Origin of the sequence: Corynebacterium sp. HMSC074C01 (genome assembly GCF_001814605.1) — a bacterium.
Classification (GTDB): domain Bacteria; phylum Actinomycetota; class Actinomycetes; order Mycobacteriales; family Mycobacteriaceae; genus Corynebacterium.
Genome location: NZ_KV817269.1, coordinates 77377 through 93417, shown reverse-complemented (window position 1 = coordinate 93417; position 16041 = coordinate 77377). Strand labels below are relative to the sequence as shown.

The 16041-nt window shown below is 60.0% G+C and carries 19 protein-coding genes; all 19 read right to left on the bottom strand.

Translation table 11 applies throughout. The annotated features are described in order from the left end of the window. Nucleotides 1-32 precede the first annotated feature (32 nt). The gene (locus HMPREF2978_RS02790) at nt 33-431 is read right to left on the bottom strand and encodes an arsenate reductase/protein-tyrosine-phosphatase family protein (protein ID WP_070743963.1); all 399 of its coding nucleotides are present in this window, start codon (nt 429-431) and stop codon (nt 33-35) included. A 47-nt stretch (nt 432-478) separates the two neighbouring features. Beyond that, nucleotides 479-2056, bottom strand: coding sequence for a peptide ABC transporter substrate-binding protein (locus HMPREF2978_RS02785; RefSeq protein ID WP_070743961.1), 1578 nt, complete (start codon nt 2054-2056; stop codon nt 479-481). A gap of 189 nt (nt 2057-2245) precedes the next feature. Next, the gene (locus HMPREF2978_RS02780) at nt 2246-3175 is read right to left on the bottom strand and encodes a tetratricopeptide repeat protein (protein ID WP_070743959.1); all 930 of its coding nucleotides are present in this window, start codon (nt 3173-3175) and stop codon (nt 2246-2248) included. After that, nucleotides 3172-3480, bottom strand: coding sequence for a thiamine-binding protein (locus tag HMPREF2978_RS02775; RefSeq protein WP_049155059.1), 309 nt, complete (start codon nt 3478-3480; stop codon nt 3172-3174). The genes HMPREF2978_RS02780 and HMPREF2978_RS02775 overlap by 4 nt, the downstream gene beginning before the upstream one ends. Before the next feature lie 10 nt (nt 3481-3490). Continuing rightward, nucleotides 3491-3775 (bottom strand): hypothetical protein, encoded by a 285-nt coding sequence (locus HMPREF2978_RS12740; RefSeq protein ID WP_083299018.1) that lies wholly within the window; start codon nt 3773-3775, stop codon nt 3491-3493. Continuing rightward, nucleotides 3775-4467 (bottom strand): endonuclease NucS, encoded by a 693-nt coding sequence (nucS, locus tag HMPREF2978_RS02770; protein ID WP_070743957.1) that lies wholly within the window; start codon nt 4465-4467, stop codon nt 3775-3777. The genes HMPREF2978_RS12740 and nucS overlap by 1 nt, the downstream gene beginning before the upstream one ends. Before the next feature lie 24 nt (nt 4468-4491). Further along, nucleotides 4492-4977, bottom strand: coding sequence for a DUF2550 domain-containing protein (locus HMPREF2978_RS02765; protein WP_070528738.1), 486 nt, complete (start codon nt 4975-4977; stop codon nt 4492-4494). A gap of 184 nt (nt 4978-5161) precedes the next feature. After that, nucleotides 5162-5530 carry a F0F1 ATP synthase subunit epsilon gene (locus HMPREF2978_RS02760; RefSeq protein ID WP_070528741.1) on the bottom strand — a complete coding sequence of 123 codons (369 nt, stop codon included), beginning with the start codon at nt 5528-5530 and terminating at the stop codon, nt 5162-5164. A gap of 10 nt (nt 5531-5540) precedes the next feature. After that, nucleotides 5541-6989 (bottom strand): F0F1 ATP synthase subunit beta, encoded by a 1449-nt coding sequence (gene atpD, locus HMPREF2978_RS02755; RefSeq protein ID WP_070528745.1) that lies wholly within the window; start codon nt 6987-6989, stop codon nt 5541-5543. Nucleotides 6990-6992: 3 nt separating this feature from the next. Beyond that, on the bottom strand, nt 6993-7976 hold the full coding sequence (locus tag HMPREF2978_RS02750; RefSeq protein ID WP_070528748.1) for a F0F1 ATP synthase subunit gamma: 984 nt from the start codon (nt 7974-7976) through the stop codon (nt 6993-6995). A gap of 56 nt (nt 7977-8032) precedes the next feature. Next, nucleotides 8033-9673 carry a F0F1 ATP synthase subunit alpha gene (atpA, locus tag HMPREF2978_RS02745; RefSeq protein ID WP_070528750.1) on the bottom strand — a complete coding sequence of 547 codons (1641 nt, stop codon included), beginning with the start codon at nt 9671-9673 and terminating at the stop codon, nt 8033-8035. A gap of 60 nt (nt 9674-9733) precedes the next feature. Then, a complete protein-coding gene (locus HMPREF2978_RS02740) occupies nt 9734-10549 on the bottom strand; it encodes a F0F1 ATP synthase subunit delta (RefSeq protein ID WP_070528752.1) in 816 nt (271 codons plus the stop codon). Between the two features lie 6 nt (nt 10550-10555). After that, nucleotides 10556-11128, bottom strand: coding sequence for a F0F1 ATP synthase subunit B (locus HMPREF2978_RS02735; protein ID WP_046648931.1), 573 nt, complete (start codon nt 11126-11128; stop codon nt 10556-10558). Nucleotides 11129-11173: 45 nt separating this feature from the next. Further along, nucleotides 11174-11416 carry an ATP synthase F0 subunit C gene (locus HMPREF2978_RS02730; RefSeq protein WP_010187073.1) on the bottom strand — a complete coding sequence of 81 codons (243 nt, stop codon included), beginning with the start codon at nt 11414-11416 and terminating at the stop codon, nt 11174-11176. Between the two features lie 99 nt (nt 11417-11515). After that, entirely contained in the window at nt 11516-12328 is an 813-nt protein-coding gene (gene atpB, locus HMPREF2978_RS02725; RefSeq protein ID WP_070528755.1) for a F0F1 ATP synthase subunit A, read from the bottom strand. Nucleotides 12329-12773: 445 nt separating this feature from the next. Then, complete coding sequence (locus tag HMPREF2978_RS02720) at nt 12774-13208, bottom strand: Cg1360 family ATP-synthase-associated protein (protein WP_010187077.1); 435 nt, start codon at nt 13206-13208, stop codon at nt 12774-12776. Nucleotides 13209-13224: 16 nt separating this feature from the next. Continuing rightward, nucleotides 13225-14400, bottom strand: a complete 1176-nt coding sequence (locus HMPREF2978_RS02715; protein WP_070528758.1) for an MraY family glycosyltransferase — start codon at nt 14398-14400, stop codon at nt 13225-13227. A gap of 10 nt (nt 14401-14410) precedes the next feature. After that, nucleotides 14411-15088 (bottom strand): L-threonylcarbamoyladenylate synthase, encoded by a 678-nt coding sequence (locus HMPREF2978_RS02710; protein WP_070743955.1) that lies wholly within the window; start codon nt 15086-15088, stop codon nt 14411-14413. A gap of 53 nt (nt 15089-15141) precedes the next feature. Further along, nucleotides 15142-16038 (bottom strand): peptide chain release factor N(5)-glutamine methyltransferase, encoded by an 897-nt coding sequence (gene prmC / locus HMPREF2978_RS02705; RefSeq protein WP_070743953.1) that lies wholly within the window; start codon nt 16036-16038, stop codon nt 15142-15144. Nucleotides 16039-16041 lie beyond the last annotated feature (3 nt).

Here is a 16041-nt window from a genome sequence, read left to right as displayed (position 1 = left end):
GCTAGTTTTGGCAACTCGGGCAGTTGCAGTTTTCAGTCTTGTGCGTGAGTATCGAGGAAAGCTCTTACGCGAGCATCAATGTCATCGCGCAACGCATCCATTCGCTCCCCTCCCTCTAGACCGCGCACGGACGGGTCCTCAATCTCCCAACGCTCAGCCACTCCGTCATAGTCGGCATCACCGACGATGATGACGTGATCCACCGAAGACGCGAGGCCGGCATCAAGCAGCGTTGGCGTTCCTGACATGTCGGCGTCGACCTTTGCAAGAGAGGCCTGCGCCTCGGCGTTCACGCCCTGTGCACGATGCTGTTCAGTGGTCTTTACGCCCGCAGAGTAAACCTGCCAGTCGGGCGCATGCTTCTTAGCTAAGGCAGCCGCCATCTGAGACTTACCGCGGTTGGTATTGCAAAGGAAAAGTACGGAGGTCATGCCTCCGCACTTTAGTCATATTGCGGTGTGCCTGTAGGGCCAGATCCCTAGTTCTTCTTCACCGCGTAGTACACCGGCAGAGACTTCCAGTTAAACGTCACGTCCTGGACGTTCTCGGACCAGCCGCCGACCACGTTCGGGTAGAACAGCGGGATTGAGGGAAGGTCACGCAGCAGCAGCTCCTGTGCCTGGTTGTAGAGCTTCGCTGCCTCTTCCTCGTTCGCGGCGCCGTTGGCCTTCACAATCAGTTCATCGAACTCCGGGTTGGAGTATTTCGAGTCATTAGAGGCCACACCCGTGGTGAAGTTTGGCCCAAGGAAGTTGCCCATCGAGGGATAGTCGGCGAACCAGGCCGTGCGGTAGGCGCCGTCCATACGCTCGGTGCGGTAGGCATCGCGGAAGGACTTGAAGTCCGGGTAGGGGTTCCCCACGGCTTGAATTCCCAGCGTGTTGCTGATGTTGTTGGCCACGGCATCGGCCCAGTCCTTGTTGTCGCCATCGGTGTTGTAGTTGATCGGGAACGTGCCTTCAAAAGCACCGTACTTCTTATCGGCCTCCGCCCACAGCTTCTTCGCCTCCTCCGGGTTAAAATCCAGGTTCTCCGAACCCGGCAGGCTGTCGTTGTAGCCATTCAGCACCGGTGAGGTGAACTCACGGGCTGGGGTGCGGGTGCCGTGGAAGATGGTCTCCGCGATCTCTTCGCGGTTGATAGCCATCGAGATTGCCTTGCGGCGCAGCGTGCCCTCTTCCCCACTGAAATGGGGCGTCTCGACGTGGATGGACATCTCCAGGTAGGTGGCTGCTGGCTTGGTCTCCTGGCGGCCGGCCAGGTCCTGCTCATAGCTGCCGAAAGCGGACGAAGGAATGGCTTCGAGCACATCGAGGTTATTCGCCAACAGGTCCATGTAGGCCGCGCTGGAATCGGCGTAGAAGGCGAACTCGATGCCGTCGTTCTGCGCTGCGCGGTCGCCCTTATACTCCGGGTTCGGCTCAATGATCAGGTTCTGGTTGTGGTTCCATTCCTTGATCTTGTACGGACCGTTGGACACCGGGGTCTCGCCGAAAGCCTGTGGGTCCTCCAGTGCGGCAGCAGGAACTGGGAAATAGGCGTTGTAGCCCAAGCGGCTTGGGAAATCGCTCTCTGGCTGGGTGAGCTCGATAGTGAAGGTGCGCTCATCGATAACCTTAAGGCCCTCCATCTCCTTGACGCCTTCACCGTAACCTTTGATGGAGGAAAAGAAGCTCTCATTGAGCTGTTCGTTGGCCACCGCGTAGTTCCACGTATCGACGAAGGTAGCCGCAGTTACGGCGGAACCGTCGGAGAATTTCAGGTCCGGCTTGAGCGTGACCTTGTAGGTCTTATCCCCTTCCTTGTCAATGGACTCGGCCATTTCGTTGTGCACGTTGCCGTCGGCGTCGTAGTACACCAATCCGGAAAACAGCATGTCGACGATGCGTCCGCCACCGTTCTCATTCGTCATAGCGGGAATGAGTCCCTGCTGCGGTTCGGTACCGAGCACGCGAACATAGTTGGAGCCGCCGGCACTATCGGAGCTATCGCTTCCGCAGGCAGTAAGGGTAAAAGCAAGAGAAGCGGCGCCGACGACGCCGAGGAGCTTGCGCATGAGAGTCCTCCTGAAAGAGCTAAACAAAGTGTGTGTGATAACACTAGAAAGAATTTAGCATGAGGTAACTCACACTCAAGTTCAAACATGAAAAGACCCTCAGGAGAGGACTCAACGGAATCATCCTGAGGGTTCAACCGGCGACGGTGCTGGGAGGTCGCTATCGGCTCCTGCACAAGCTGAGCGCTATTAGTACAACGCGCTAGCTAGCTTCGTCCGCGCGGCCAGCACGCGCGGATCGCCGGAATCGAAGAGCCCAAAGAGCTCTAGGAGGCGGTTCTTGAGCTGTTCCTTCTCATCCCCAGCGGTGCGCTTCATGGCCTCAATGAGGCGCTCGAAGGCGCGGTCGGGGGCACCGGCGACGACCTCCGCGTCGGCGGCGTCGAGCTGCTTTGCCACGTCCTCCGGGGCAGCATCCGCAGCGACGATGGGATCCTCACTACGGTTAGCTGGGTCCAAGCGCTTGAGCAGCAGCGTGGTATCACGCGCCTGCTTAATCTCCGCATTATCTGGCTCGGCGGCCAGGATCTCCTCGTAGGTGGCGATGGCGGAATCGAAATCGCCACGGTTGAGCGCCTCCTCCGCCAGGCTCAGGCGCGGATCAGCAGCTTCCTCTGCGGGGCTCTCCCCTGCCTCACCCTGTTCGGACAGGCCCTTGAGCTGGGGGCCGAGCTTATCGACGATCGCCGCTACCCACTGCTCCAGGTTCTCGCGCGGCTGCCCGCCCTCGAAGTTGGTGACGGGCTGTCCGGCGGCGATGGCAACGGTGGTCGGCAGATTCTGTACGCCGAAGACCTGCGCCACCTGGGGCACAACATCAGCGTTGATATAGCCCACGATGAACTTCAGCCCACCTGCGGCCGCCATCTCCTCGAAGTCCTTCTTGAGCTGCTCGGAGGCCGGGGAGCGAGGCGAGCCGATCAGGGCGATAACCGGTACCTCCGCGGAACGGCGCACCAAGTCATTCTCGAAGTTCTGCTCGGTGACCTCGAAGAAAGGGGCAATTCCTCCGCCGGAGTTAGCAGCTCCGGCATTTGTGGACTTCGCTTGCGCCCGCGCCTCCGCCTGCTGCTTGATGGCGCCTAGGTCGAGGGCTCCTCCTACGTACGGTCCGGTCACTTATTCTCCTCCAGGTAACGGTTAACGGAATCTACTTTTTGGGTAATCTGCCCAGTCACACCTTCACGGATATCGGCCTTAATCACCAGGCTCGTGCGCGGCGACACGGCGCGCACGGCGTCGGTGGCCTCCTTGATAACCGCGAAGACCTCGTCCCATTCACCTTCAATAATGGTGAACATGGAGTTGGTCTCATTGGGCAAGCCGGAAGCACGGACGACGCGCACGGCTTCAGCCACGGCCTCGGACATTTCAGCGCTTTCATCACCCACAACGGTGGGGGCTACGGAAAAGGCAACAATCATGCCCGCTATCCTACCGCCGCTCCCAGCAGTGCCGGTGCCAGTGGCGGCGGTCCTCGCCGCGCCCGCCTGTATCCCGTGGCCAGGCCACGATGTGCGCCACCCCGGGAGGAATATTCTGGTTGCATCCCGGGCACACGTAGTACTTCTGTGCGGCGGCGCTGCCGACATGCCTCATAACGAAAGGCTCGCCATGGGTCCAACGCGGCCCAGGGACAGTCTGCGAGCCGAGGAAGGCGCTGCCATCGCGCGGCAGTGAGCGCGGCTCCTCACGAATTCGGCGGTTGCGGCGAGGCACTAGAACAACCGCAGCTCGTTGGACTCGATGCCGCGCAGCTCCTGGTAATCCAAGACGACGCAACGAATGCCGCGGTCCTCCGCCAAGGTCCGCGCCTGGGGCTTGATTTCCTGCGCGGCGAACACGCCGTGGACGGGTGCTAGCAAATCATCGCGGTTGAGCAGCTCAAGGTAGCGCGTGAGCTGCTCGACACCATCGATGCCCCCGCGACGCTTTACCTCCACGGCGACGAACTCGTTCTTATCATTCTTGGCCATGATGTCTACCGGACCAATAGCCGTGGGATACTCGCGACGCACGAGCGAGTACTTCTCCCCCAACGTTTCGATGTGCTCGGCCAGAAGCTCCTGTAGGTGTGCCTCCACGCCATCTTTGACCAGGCCTGGGTCTTCCCCCAACTCCATGTCGATCTCTTGGTGGATCTGCGAGATGGTGATGCGCAGCTGCTCACCTTTCGGGTTCTCCACCAGCCACAGCTTCACCCCCGTGTCTTCGCCGTCGATATCCTCAATCGCCGACTCCTCAAAGGTGCACGGCGGCGTCATCCAGTTCAAAGGTTTATAGGCCCGGTCATCCGCATGAACGGACACCGAACCATCGGCTTTGATGAGGATGAGCCGGTCCGCCATGGGAAGGTGGGCGTCGAGGCGGCCTACGTAATCTACGGAGCATTGGGCGATGACAACACGCATGCCCTCTACCCTATCGTTGGGCCCCTACTTCTTGGGTAAGCGGGTAGCCCGCTGGCGCATCTGGTGATAATCCAGCTTCTCTTGACGCTTCGACGGCGCGGATTCGACCCACGCATTCAAGGCCATAATTCCCTGCGCATCGGAGGCAATCTCATAGTCCTGCCCATCGACGCTAATCTGGATGATTTGGTGGCCGGAGGGCATAAAAGAAGCCTCGTCATCGTCCATAGGGCGGATGCTACCCAGTTCGATGTCGAGGCGATTAAAGCGCTTGTTGGCGCGGGGCATGACGGAGCGAAGCTTAAAATACTTCATGAACTCACCGTCATAGCGCACGAGACCATGACGCCATGTATAAGAGTCCTTCGACGGGAGTCGGCGCAACAGAATGCTCGTGCCACGGGATCGCACGGTGAAAAAGCGCACCGCCGCCAGGATGAGGAAAACCAGGAGGACCAGTGCACACAGACCCAAAAGAATTGTTAGCCCCTGAAGCACCTGAGAATTCATGGGTTGATTGTACCGCCGTTGGAGCAGGCAATGCTAGTTCTTGCCAGTTCCTGCTAGCCCTGAGGTACCCCTCTTGCTGAGATCACGAAGAAACCCCACCCCCTCTTAATGAGGTTGTGGGGTTCCTAGGTGAGAGTGGGAAGGGCGGTCATTGCTGCCCGTCGTTTCCCTCTCCGCTCATCCGTTAGCTGTTGTGGCGGCGGGCGGCGCGCAGTGCGGCATCGCCACGAGACCTCGTCAGCTCGTGCTCAGACTTCAGGTCTTCCTGTGCCTGGGCCTCATCGACCTCGGAGGCCCAGATGGACCAGTCAGCGAGGACGGTGATTTTGTTCTCGGACACGGAGAGGAAGCCACCCTGGACGGCGGCGACGAGACGCTTGCCGTCCACCGGGTGGATGGTCACAACACCATTGTCGATCAACTGACCGACCATGGGCTCATGGCCAGGAAGCACGCCGATCTCACCCTCGGTGGTCTCAGCCGTCACCATGGTGGCCTTTCCGGTCCACAGCAGGCGCTCGACGGAAACCAATTCGGCGGTGATGTCAGCCATGTGCCTCTCCCTACTTCTTCTCGGTCAGCTTCTTGTACGCAGCCTCGACATCGTCCAAGCCACCCAGGCCGTTGAAAGCCTGCTCCGGGTAGTGGTCGAATTCGCCGTTGCAGATGCGCTCGAAAGCGTCGATGGTATCGGCCAGCGGCACGTAGGAGCCCGGCAGGCCGGTGAACTTCTCTGCGACGAAGAAGTTCTGGCCCAGGAAGCGCTCGATACGGCGAGCACGCTGAACGGTGATCTTATCTTCCTCAGACAGCTCGTCCATACCAAGGATAGCGATGATGTCCTGGAGCTCCTTGTTCTTCTGCAGAATACCGATGACACGCTGTGCCACCTCGTAGTGGCGCTCGCCCACGATGGACGGCTCCAGAATACGAGAGGTAGAGGTCAGCGGGTTCACTGCCGGGTAAATACCCTTCGAAGCAATACCACGGTCCAACTCGGTGGTGGCATCGAGGTGGGCGAAGGTGGTCGCCGGAGCCGGGTCGGTGTAGTCATCGGCCGGCACGTAGACGGCCTGCAGGGAGGTAATGGACTTACCCTTGGTGGAGGTAATACGCTCCTGCAGCACACCCATCTCATCAGCCAGAGTCGGCTGGTAACCCACGGCGGAAGGCATACGGCCCAGAAGGGTCGACACCTCAGAACCGGCCTGGGTGAAACGGAAGATGTTGTCGATGAACAGCAGCACGTCCTGGTTCTGCACATCGCGGAAGTACTCCGCCATGGTCAGGCCGGACAGAGCCACGCGCATACGGACTCCTGGCGGCTCATCCATCTGGCCGAAGACAAGTGCGGTGTCCTGAAGAACGCCCATCTCCTCCATCTCGAGGAAAAGGTCGGTGCCCTCACGGGTACGCTCGCCAACACCTGCGAAGACGGAGGTACCGGAGAACTCGCGTGCGATACGAGTAATCATCTCCTGGATAAGAACGGTCTTACCCACACCTGCACCACCGAAGAGGCCGATCTTGCCGCCCTTCACGTACGGGGTCAGCAGGTCGATGACCTTAATACCGGTCTCCAGGATCTCGGTCTTACCCTCCAGCTGGTCGAATGCCGGCGGCTCGCGGTGGATGCCCCACTGCTCACCGTCGCGGCCCAGACCCGGCTGGTCAAGGCAGTCACCGAGGGCGTTGAAGACGTGGCCCTTGACCACATCGCCCACCGGGACGGAAATCGGCTTGCCAGTGTCGGTCACGGCGGCACCGCGGACAAGGCCGTCGGTCGGAGCCATGGACACGGCACGGACGAGGTTGTCACCGAGGTGCTGAGCGACCTCAAGGGTGACGGTCTTTGCAACAGCCTCGAGGGAAACCTCGACGGTCAGTGCGTTGTACAGTGCCGGCAGCCCGCCACGCGGAAACTCCACGTCGACGACCGGACCGATGACACGCACCACACGGCCGGCGGTAGCCGACGACTGTGTGTTCTGCTCTTGCAGAGCTGTAGTCATAATCTAGTCACTTTCTGCGCTTTCGGCGAGCGCCCCAGCGCCACCGACGATCTCTGTGATTTCTTGGGTAATCTGCGCCTGACGTGCCTGGTTGGCCACGCGCGAGAGGTCCTTGACCAGCTCGGTAGCGTTGTCGGTTGCAGACTTCATTGCGGTACGGCGTGCGGCGGACTCGGAGGCCGAGGACTCCAAGAACATCGCAAACAGGAGGCGAGAAACGTACTGCGGAAGCAGCGCTTCCATCAGGGTGTCCGCATCCGGCTCGAAGTCGTAATCAGGAGTGATCTGATTGTTCGGCTCGGCGTCGGAAAGCGCGGACTCACCCAGGTTGTAGTCCTCTTCCTCGATAACCGGTACCACCGGCAGCAGCTGCTGCACACGCGCGGTCTGGGTCAGCATGGACTCGAACTCGGTGTACACAACGTGCACCTGGTCGAAACCGCGAACGGTCTCGCCCTCCACGTTAATGCCCTCGCGGGTCTTGGCCTGGCCATTCGAACCGGCAACGAAGCCGTCGATAATGTGGCGGCGCACATCGTGCGTCTTTTCCCAGGTCGGATCCTGCGAGAATCCAGTCCAGCTGCCTGCGACCTCAGCCTCACGGAACTTGTAGAAGCCAACGCCCTTGTTGCCGGTCACGTAGCGGACGGTCTCGAAACCCTCGCTCTGAAGCAGGGCTTCCAGCTCGGCCGCCTTCTTGAAGATGTTGTTGTTGTAGCCTCCGCACATACCGCGGTCAGAAGAGACCACGAGAATGGCGGCTACCTTGGCATCTTCGCGTTCCCGGAGCATCGGGTGATCCAGGGACGTGTGCGCCGCCAGCTTATTGAGCACGTTGGACAGTTCACGTGCATAAGGCTGCGCCGCTTCTACCCTGGCCTGAGCCTTGGTAATGCGCGAGGTAGCAATGAGCTCCTGTGCCTTGGTGATCTTCTTGGTGGAATTGACGGACCGGATACGGTCACGCAGTTCACGAAGATTAGCCATGGTGTTCGCTCCTCCCTTCTCTTTCTAGACGGTTAATTCTTAGAGCGTGCGAAACTCTATTTGGCCGTCTTGCGGGAGACGTTGAGCTCGGTCTTATTCACATCATCCGCGGCGAGCGGGTCAACCGGCGCCTCGGTGCCGAGGTTGTTGCCCTCGGTCGTGCGGAAGGACGGAATGAAGTCCTTAGCTGCTGCAACAAGTGCATCCTTGGACTCGTCGGTCAGAGCGGTGCCGCCCTGGATCTGCTCGAACACCTGCGGGGTTGCAGAGTTGAGGTGATCGTGCAGCTCCTTCTCGAAGCGGCGTACGTCCTCGACGGGAACGACGTCGAAGATGCCCTGGTCTGCGAGGAAGATGGACACCATCTGGTACTCGACAGGCTGCGGGGAGGACTCGGACTGCTTAAGCAGCTCGACGAGGCGCTCGCCGCGCTCCAGCTGAGCCTTGGATGCCGGATCCAGGTCGGATGCGAAGGCCGCGAAGGCCTGCAGATCGCGGTAGGCAGCCAGCTCAAGACGCAGGTTACCGGCGACCTTCTTCATACCCTTGGTCTGTGCGGCACCACCAACACGGGAGACCGACACACCGACGTTAATTGCCGGACGGACGCCCTGGTTGAACAGGTCGGACTCCAGGAAGACCTGGCCGTCGGTAATAGAAATAACGTTGGTCGGAATGAAGGCGGAGACGTCGTTCGCCTTGGTCTCGATGATCGGCAATGCGGTCATGGAACCTGCACCCATGTCGTCGGAGAGCTTCGCTGCGCGCTCCAGCAGACGGGAGTGGAGGTAGAAGACGTCGCCCGGGTAAGCCTCGCGGCCCGGCGGACGGCGCAGAAGAAGGGAAATCGCACGGTAGGCCTCAGCCTGCTTGGTCAGATCATCGTAAATGATCAGGACGTGGTTGCCCTGGTACATCCAGTGCTGGCCCAGAGCTGCACCGGAGAACGGTGCCAGCCACTTGAAGCCGGCGGCATCGGATGCCGGAGCCGCCACGATGGTGGTGTACTCCAGGGCGCCGTGCTGCTCCAGGGTGTGGCGCACACCAGCAATGGTGGAGCCCTTCTGGCCGATGGCGACGTAGATGCAGCGGACCTGCTTGTTCTTGTCGCCAGATTCCCAGTTAGCCTTCTGGTTCAGGATGGTGTCGATACAGACAGCGGTCTTACCCGTCTTACGGTCACCAATGATCAACTGACGCTGACCGCGACCAATCGGGGTCATCGCGTCAATAGCCTTGATGCCGGTCTGCATCGGCTCTTCCACCGGCTGACGCTGCAGCACGGACGGTGCCTGCAGCTCGAGGACGCGGTCCTCTTCAGCGGTGATCGGGCCCATGCCGTCGATCGGCTGGCCCAGGGGGTTAATTACGCGGCCGAGGAATTCCTCGCCCACAGGGATGGAGAGAACCTCGCCGGTCCTCTTGACCTCGTCGCCTTCTTTAAGCGACTCGAAGTTGCCCAAGACCACGACACCGATGGAGTTGGTGTCAAGGTTCTGTGCGACGCCAATCACGCCGCCGGGGAACTCGAGCAGCTCATTCGCCATGACGGACGGCAGGCCCGAAACCTGCGCAATACCGTCAGCTGCCGAAATGACCACGCCGACCTCCTCACGGGAGGCCTCCGCGGAGTAGCTCGAGGTGTAGTTCGCAATCGCGCTACGGATCTCGTCGGAGGAGATCGTCAGCTCCGCCATGTTCTTCCTGCTCTCGGTAGTATCTTCCAGCAATTACTTAATCGTTTCTGTCGTTTCGGCTTATGCCATCTGCGCACGAAGGCGAGCAATCTTGCCTGCCGTCGAGCCATCGATGACTTCGTCGCCGACGCGGATGGTCATACCACCGAGGAGGCTGGTGTCAACCTCAGAGTGGATGGACATCGCACGACCATAAATTTTGCCCAGCTTTTCAGCGAGTGCTGCCCGCTGGCTATCGTTCAGCTCACCCGCGGTGGTCACTCGCGCGATGGTACGGCCCTGCAGCTTGGCTGCGGTGTCCGCCAAACCGGCGAGATCATCAATCGGGTTCTGCTCCGGGCGGCCAATGGCCTGCAGCGCGAGCGCCTCAGTAACCATCGTGACCTTGCCGTAGAGCACGCTTGCCAGCAGCCCGACCTTGCGATCGGACGTAGCAGTACGGTCTGAAAGCAGCTGGGTCAGTTCGCCTTCGCGGTCAAGCACGCGCGACAGGGAGAAGAGCTCGTCTTCTACCTGGCCCAGCTTGCCCTCAAACTCAGCGCCACGCAGCAGTGCGCGGCGGCCGAGGATGATAAGGCCACGGGCGATATCACGCGGCGTCGACCACTGTGCGGCGGCGGCCTCCTGCAGCACCTGGAGTGCTACCGGGGAGACCTTCCCGCCGAAAAGGGTCTGGACCAGGGACTTGCGCTCCTCAGCGGTGGCGGCGTCGTCGGTCAGCGCGACGCGCAGTTCGCGGTCGCCGTCGAGGACGCGGACCACCTCGAAGAGGTCCTGGCCTGCCTGGGTAGCAGTCGCTACCGAGCGGTCGCTGGAGAGAAACTCATCCAGCTTGGACTCAACGGTAGCGAGTGCTTCGCGGCTAGCTGCCTTCATCGTTGCCTACTTTCCGGCCGGTGCCACAGTGTCGAGCTCGGACAGGAAGTTATCAATCGTGGAGGACTGCTTGGTGGCGTCCGAAAGTTCGCCGCCGAGCAGCTTCTCTGCCAGGTTGATGGAGTTCTGTCCGATGTCGGAACGCAGCTCAGACACGACCTGTGCACGGGAAGCTTCAAGCTGCTTCTCGCCGGCGGTCAGGATGCGACGAGACTCTTCCTCTGCAGCTTCCTTAGCCTCTGCCTCGATCAGCTTGCCGCGCTCGCGCGCCTGCTCGCGGATCTCCGCAGCCTCTGCTCGAGCGTCAGCGAGCTGAGCATTGTACTTTTCCAGAGCGGCCTTTGCTTCGGCCTGCTGAGCCTCCGCACGCTTAAGGCCACCTTCGATCCGGTCTTCACGCTCCTGCAGCATCTTGTTGTATGCCGGAAGAACAAGCTTCCAGAACACAATCAGGATGATGGCGAACGGAATGATCGACCAGACCAAGTCGTACATCTTGGGCAGAAGGATGGAGTTGCCGCTCTCCAGCGGCAGGTGCTCACTTCCCTCTGCTGCAAGGTAGTAAATGACGTTGTTCATGGGGCTCCGTTCTTAAAGTTCGATTTACTTTGTGTAAAGCGCTCTTTAGAACAGGAAGCCTGCAACGAGGCCGATAAGTGCCAGGGCCTCAACGAAGGCGATACCCAGGAACATGGTGGTACGCAGCTGGCCGGCCATCTCCGGCTGGCGAGCCATGCCCTCGACGGTCTTGCCGACGAGGATACCGATGCCCAGACCCGGGCCGATGGTTGCGATGCCGTAGCCGATAGCGCCGAGGCCCTTGAGGGTGGACTCGTCAGCAGCCTGAGCAAGAATGATTTCGTTCATGATGAAAGTCGTTCCCTTTCAATGTTTTCCCGCGAATTGTTCCGCGGGGGAAGTGGTGATTTCTGGGGTATTTAGTTAACCGCGAGGTTCGCGTTGTTGTTAGTGCGAATCTGCATGCAGCGACAGTTCGATGTATACCGCCGTCAGCAGGGCGAAAATGTATGCCTGCAGGAAGATGACGATAATTTCGTACAGCGTGAACAGAACCGCTGCGACCAGAGTGAGGCCACTCAGTGCGGTCCAACCGTTGAACTGGAAGAAGAAGAAGTTCGTTGCCGAGTACAACAGGACCAAAATGAGGTGACCAGCCAGGAAGTTCGCCATAAGACGAAGAGCCAGCGTGACTGGACGCATGACAAACGTAGAGAAAGCCTCAATCGGTACAACAAGCACGTGCAGCAGCGGTGGAAGGTTAGGAATAACCACCGAGGACTTGATGAACTTGCCGAAGCCAAAGCGCTTTGCGCCGGCGTAAATCATGGCAATGTACGCAACGACTGCCAGCACGATTGGCATACCGATACGAGCATTCGGAGAGATGTTTAGGGCTGGAACAATGGTTGCCACGTTCCAGAACAAAACACCGAAGAAGATCGTGGCCAAGATAGGAAGGAAACGGCGTCCTTCCTTGCGGCCCAGAATGTCTTCTGCGATGTGAATTCGTACGAAGTCAATCGCATGCTCCGCTACGTTTTGCAATCCTTTAGGAACCAACTTCGGGTTCCTGAAGGCGACAACAAAAAGGAGCACCAAGATAGCCGCCATGAACAGGCGAACCAGCATGATGCGATCCAAAGCGAACCAACCGTTGGCGAAATCGGCGAACAAAAGATCGACGACATCACCATCATCGGTTACGTGCCCCGGGAAAAATTCTGGATCCAGTTCGGGTGCGTGAAACTCACCCTTCATGGCCAATGTCGTAACGCTCAGCGTTCTCTCCCGTGTTCGGGCCACACAGCTTGTCGAAGGCTATGTGGTGCGATGGACGTCTCAAGCTCTTTGCCCTGCTCACGGACTCCGTCGCACATCAGCGTAAACAGGGCAAGGATAAACCGTACTTTTTCGGGATAGCATGACGCTAACCCGCGGTAACCCGAAGAGAATGCTATCAGTTCGCCCTCAAGTTTTCGCACGTGGGGGCAGTGTTGCGAGCCTAAAGGCACAGCCCAGCACTAGAAAGCCTCATAAAAGGCCCGCATTCTGCCAAAACCCTGCTGAGTGTATTTGGTCACATACCCACGTTTTCCCACCTTGACGGGGGTAATGAGCATGCTGAAAGGAGCGTCTTACTACACAAAAAGCCACCCTCCCGGGGTCACCGGAAGCAGTGGCTTTTGATGAAGATTAAGGCGCATTAGGACACGTAGGTCACGTTGGAGGTAATGACGCCCCAGACCTCGGTTCCCAGCGTCACCGCTAGTGCTAGCAACACAGTCACGAACAGCGCCATCGTGTCATAGAACTCCAAGTCCTTAATCAGCAACAGCACCATGATCAGGATGACCACCTTGAGCAACCAGCCGCCGAGTACCACAGCCATCGTGGTCGAGGGAGTAGTCCGCGCGGTGAGAAGCACCGACGCTGCGGTAAAGAGCACGAAGCCGCCTCCGATAGCAGCGCCGACAAGCACTCCCCAGATACCAGGCAACCCGCGGACGCCACCCCAGATAGCCAAGGACGCGATGGTCACTACGACGAGGCCAATGACCCCGAGGCGCAGGGCGCGCTTGAGGGGACGACGATGATCGTCATAGGGCGATAGCTCTTCGGAAGTCGTTGAATCAGTCACAGCCCCATACCCTACCTCAGGAAGGATCCGTTTCCAGCACCACGCTAGTAGAACGCGGACGGCGGCCAATCTTGCCTTGGCGCAGCGGAATCAAGGTCACGCCAAAGGCTACGAGGAGCGCGAAAACAGCCAGCGCCACCGCGACGGGGGCCGGAACGATAGAGAAAGAAACCGCCCCGAAAGCTACCGCGGAGACCCACAGATAGAGCACAAGCACCGTGCGGCGATGCGTGTGCCCCAGCGACAGCAACCGGTGGTGAATGTGGGCCTTGTCGGCAGCGAAGGGCGAGCGCCCCTGCGAAACACGCCGAATAACCGCCCAGACAAGGTCCAGGACTGGAACAAAGACCGCAGCGATAACGACGATGACGGGTGACATCAGCGCCACAATGTCCACGGTGCCGTAGAGGGACATGTTGATCTTGCCGGATGCTGAGGTCGACGCCGCGGCAAGCAACAAACCAATCAGCATCGCCCCGCTATCCCCCATGAAGATGCGGGAGGGCTCGAAATTGTGCGGAAGGAATCCGGCACACACACCAACGAGCGCCGCCGCAATAATCGCGGGCGGATAAGCCGATACTGTACCGCCCTGGTCATGCAGAACAGTCAAGGAGAAAACCAGGATGGCTCCGCCGGCAATCATTCCCAGTCCAGCCGCCAAGCCGTCGAGGCCGTCGACGAAGTTGATGGCATTAATGAGCAGTACGGTAAAGAAAGTAGTCAAGAGTGTTCCCTGGACCTGGTCAAGGATGACCGTGGTTCCATCACCAAAAGGCAGAAAGAGAAGCGTCCACGTCAGCCCCAATCCGCTCATGATGGCCGCGGCTACGAGCTGCCCGATGAGTTTGACCAAAGCGCTTAGCTCCAACAGGTCGTCCACCACACCGACAACCACGATGGCGGCAGCGGACCAGAGCACAGCGTTCATCTCTGGCGTGACGGGCATAAAGCCGCGAGTCAAGGCTGGAAGCTGGCCTGCGAGATAGACGGCGGCGGCAAAACCCGTAAACATCGCCACTCCGCCAAGCTGCGGGGTGGGCTGGGAGTGACTATCGCGCAGGCGGATCTCCGCCACCTGGCCGCTGCGCACTAAGAAGGTGCGCACCAGTCCGGTGGTGAGGTAGGTAAACGCCGCGGCGACGAATATCACCAACGCTAGCTCGCGCAGCGGCACTCCGGTTCCAGCCACTAAAGTCTCCTTAAGAGGATTGGGCGCCCGGGCGGGTGCGCAGCGATTCGGCGGAGACTCCGATGACTTCACCAATCTGCTCGGAGCTCAGCGCGCCTTCGCGCAAGAGGTAGGGACGCGGGCCAGACAGATCGATAATGGTGGAAGGCTTGCCCACCTCAGCTTCTCCCCCGTCGAGGTAGACCGTGACCGCCTTGCCCAACTGCTGCTTCGCAGCAATCGCGGTGGTGGGCGGAGTCTGTCCAGAGATATTCGCAGAGGACACCGCCATGGGGCCGACCTCGCGCAAAAGCTCAATAGCAATCGGGTGCAGTGGCATGCGCAGCATCACCGTGCCGCGGGTATCGCCCAGGTTCCAGGGAAGCGAAGGCGCTTGGGGGACCACAATGGACAGACCACCCGGCCAGAAGGCCTCGATGAGTGTTTGCGCGGTGTCATCCAAAGAGGCGACAAGGCCTTTCACGGTGTCCCAGGATCCCACGAGGACCGGCACCGGCATGTCTGGGCCGCGGTGCTTAGTGGCCAGCAGGCTGGCGACGGCATCATTATCGAAGGCATCGCAGCCCAACCCGTACAACGTATCGGTGGGCATCACGACGAGCCGCCCCGACTTGGCCGCCTTGACGGCAAGGGCCATTCCTTCTTCGCGTTCTGCCGCGTCCGCACAGTTATAAATCTGTCCCTGCATTGGTCTCTCCTTAATCCCGTTCCTATCGGCTTGTCGACCAATCTTCGACCAATCTACTGTACTCCCCGCTCGGCCGTGACAAAGCGGGCGGTGCCAGTCAGATCCTTGAGCACCTCGATGTGCGTGAACCCGCCATGCGCGCGCAGGGCCTCTTGCACCTGCTCGGAGGTGTCATCATCGTGTTCAATACCAACTTTTCCGCCGGGGCGCAGCAGCGCAGCGATGGTCGGAATCATCGCGGTGATGGTCTCCATGCCGTCTTCTCCCCCAAACACCGCCTCGTGGGGGTCTTGGTAGACCTCCGGATCCAGGTCCGGGGTCTCGGGGACGTAGGGCGGGTTGGTCAGCACGAGGTCAACGGTGCCGTGCAGCTTCAGCAAGAGCTCAGAGTCGGTGACGTCGCCCTGGACCACGTCCACCGATCCCGCACCGTCGCGCACAGTACTCGCGGCATTGCGGCGGGTGTAGGCCAGGGCGGCGGCGGCAAGCTCCACTGCCCCCACCTCGGACTGCGGCACGTAGTGGGCGGCGTATAAGGCCAGCGCACCGGATCCAGCGCACAAATCCACGACGCGGGGAGGACGCGCGTTAGTCTTCGTCGTCCCCAACGAGTTAAATTTCTTTAGAAATTTAACTCCCCAGTCGGCAAGCACCTCCGTCTCCGGGCGCGGGATGAACACGCCGGGGCCCACCTCGAGTTCGAGGGGTCCAAACCACGCCACTCCCAGGATGTGTTGAAGGGGCTCGCGCGCTTCACGACGCCCCACCAACGCCCCGTATGCCACGTCAAAGCCGGGGACCGGAGCCTCGTTAAGCGGGATATCCATGTGCCCGCAGTGAATGAGGTGGGCCGCCAACAGCCGCGCATCCCACTCGGGTGAAGGTACCCCGGCAGCGCGAAGGCGCTCCGTGGCATCACGAAGCGCCTCCTTATAGGTGTGAAAAGTCACCGT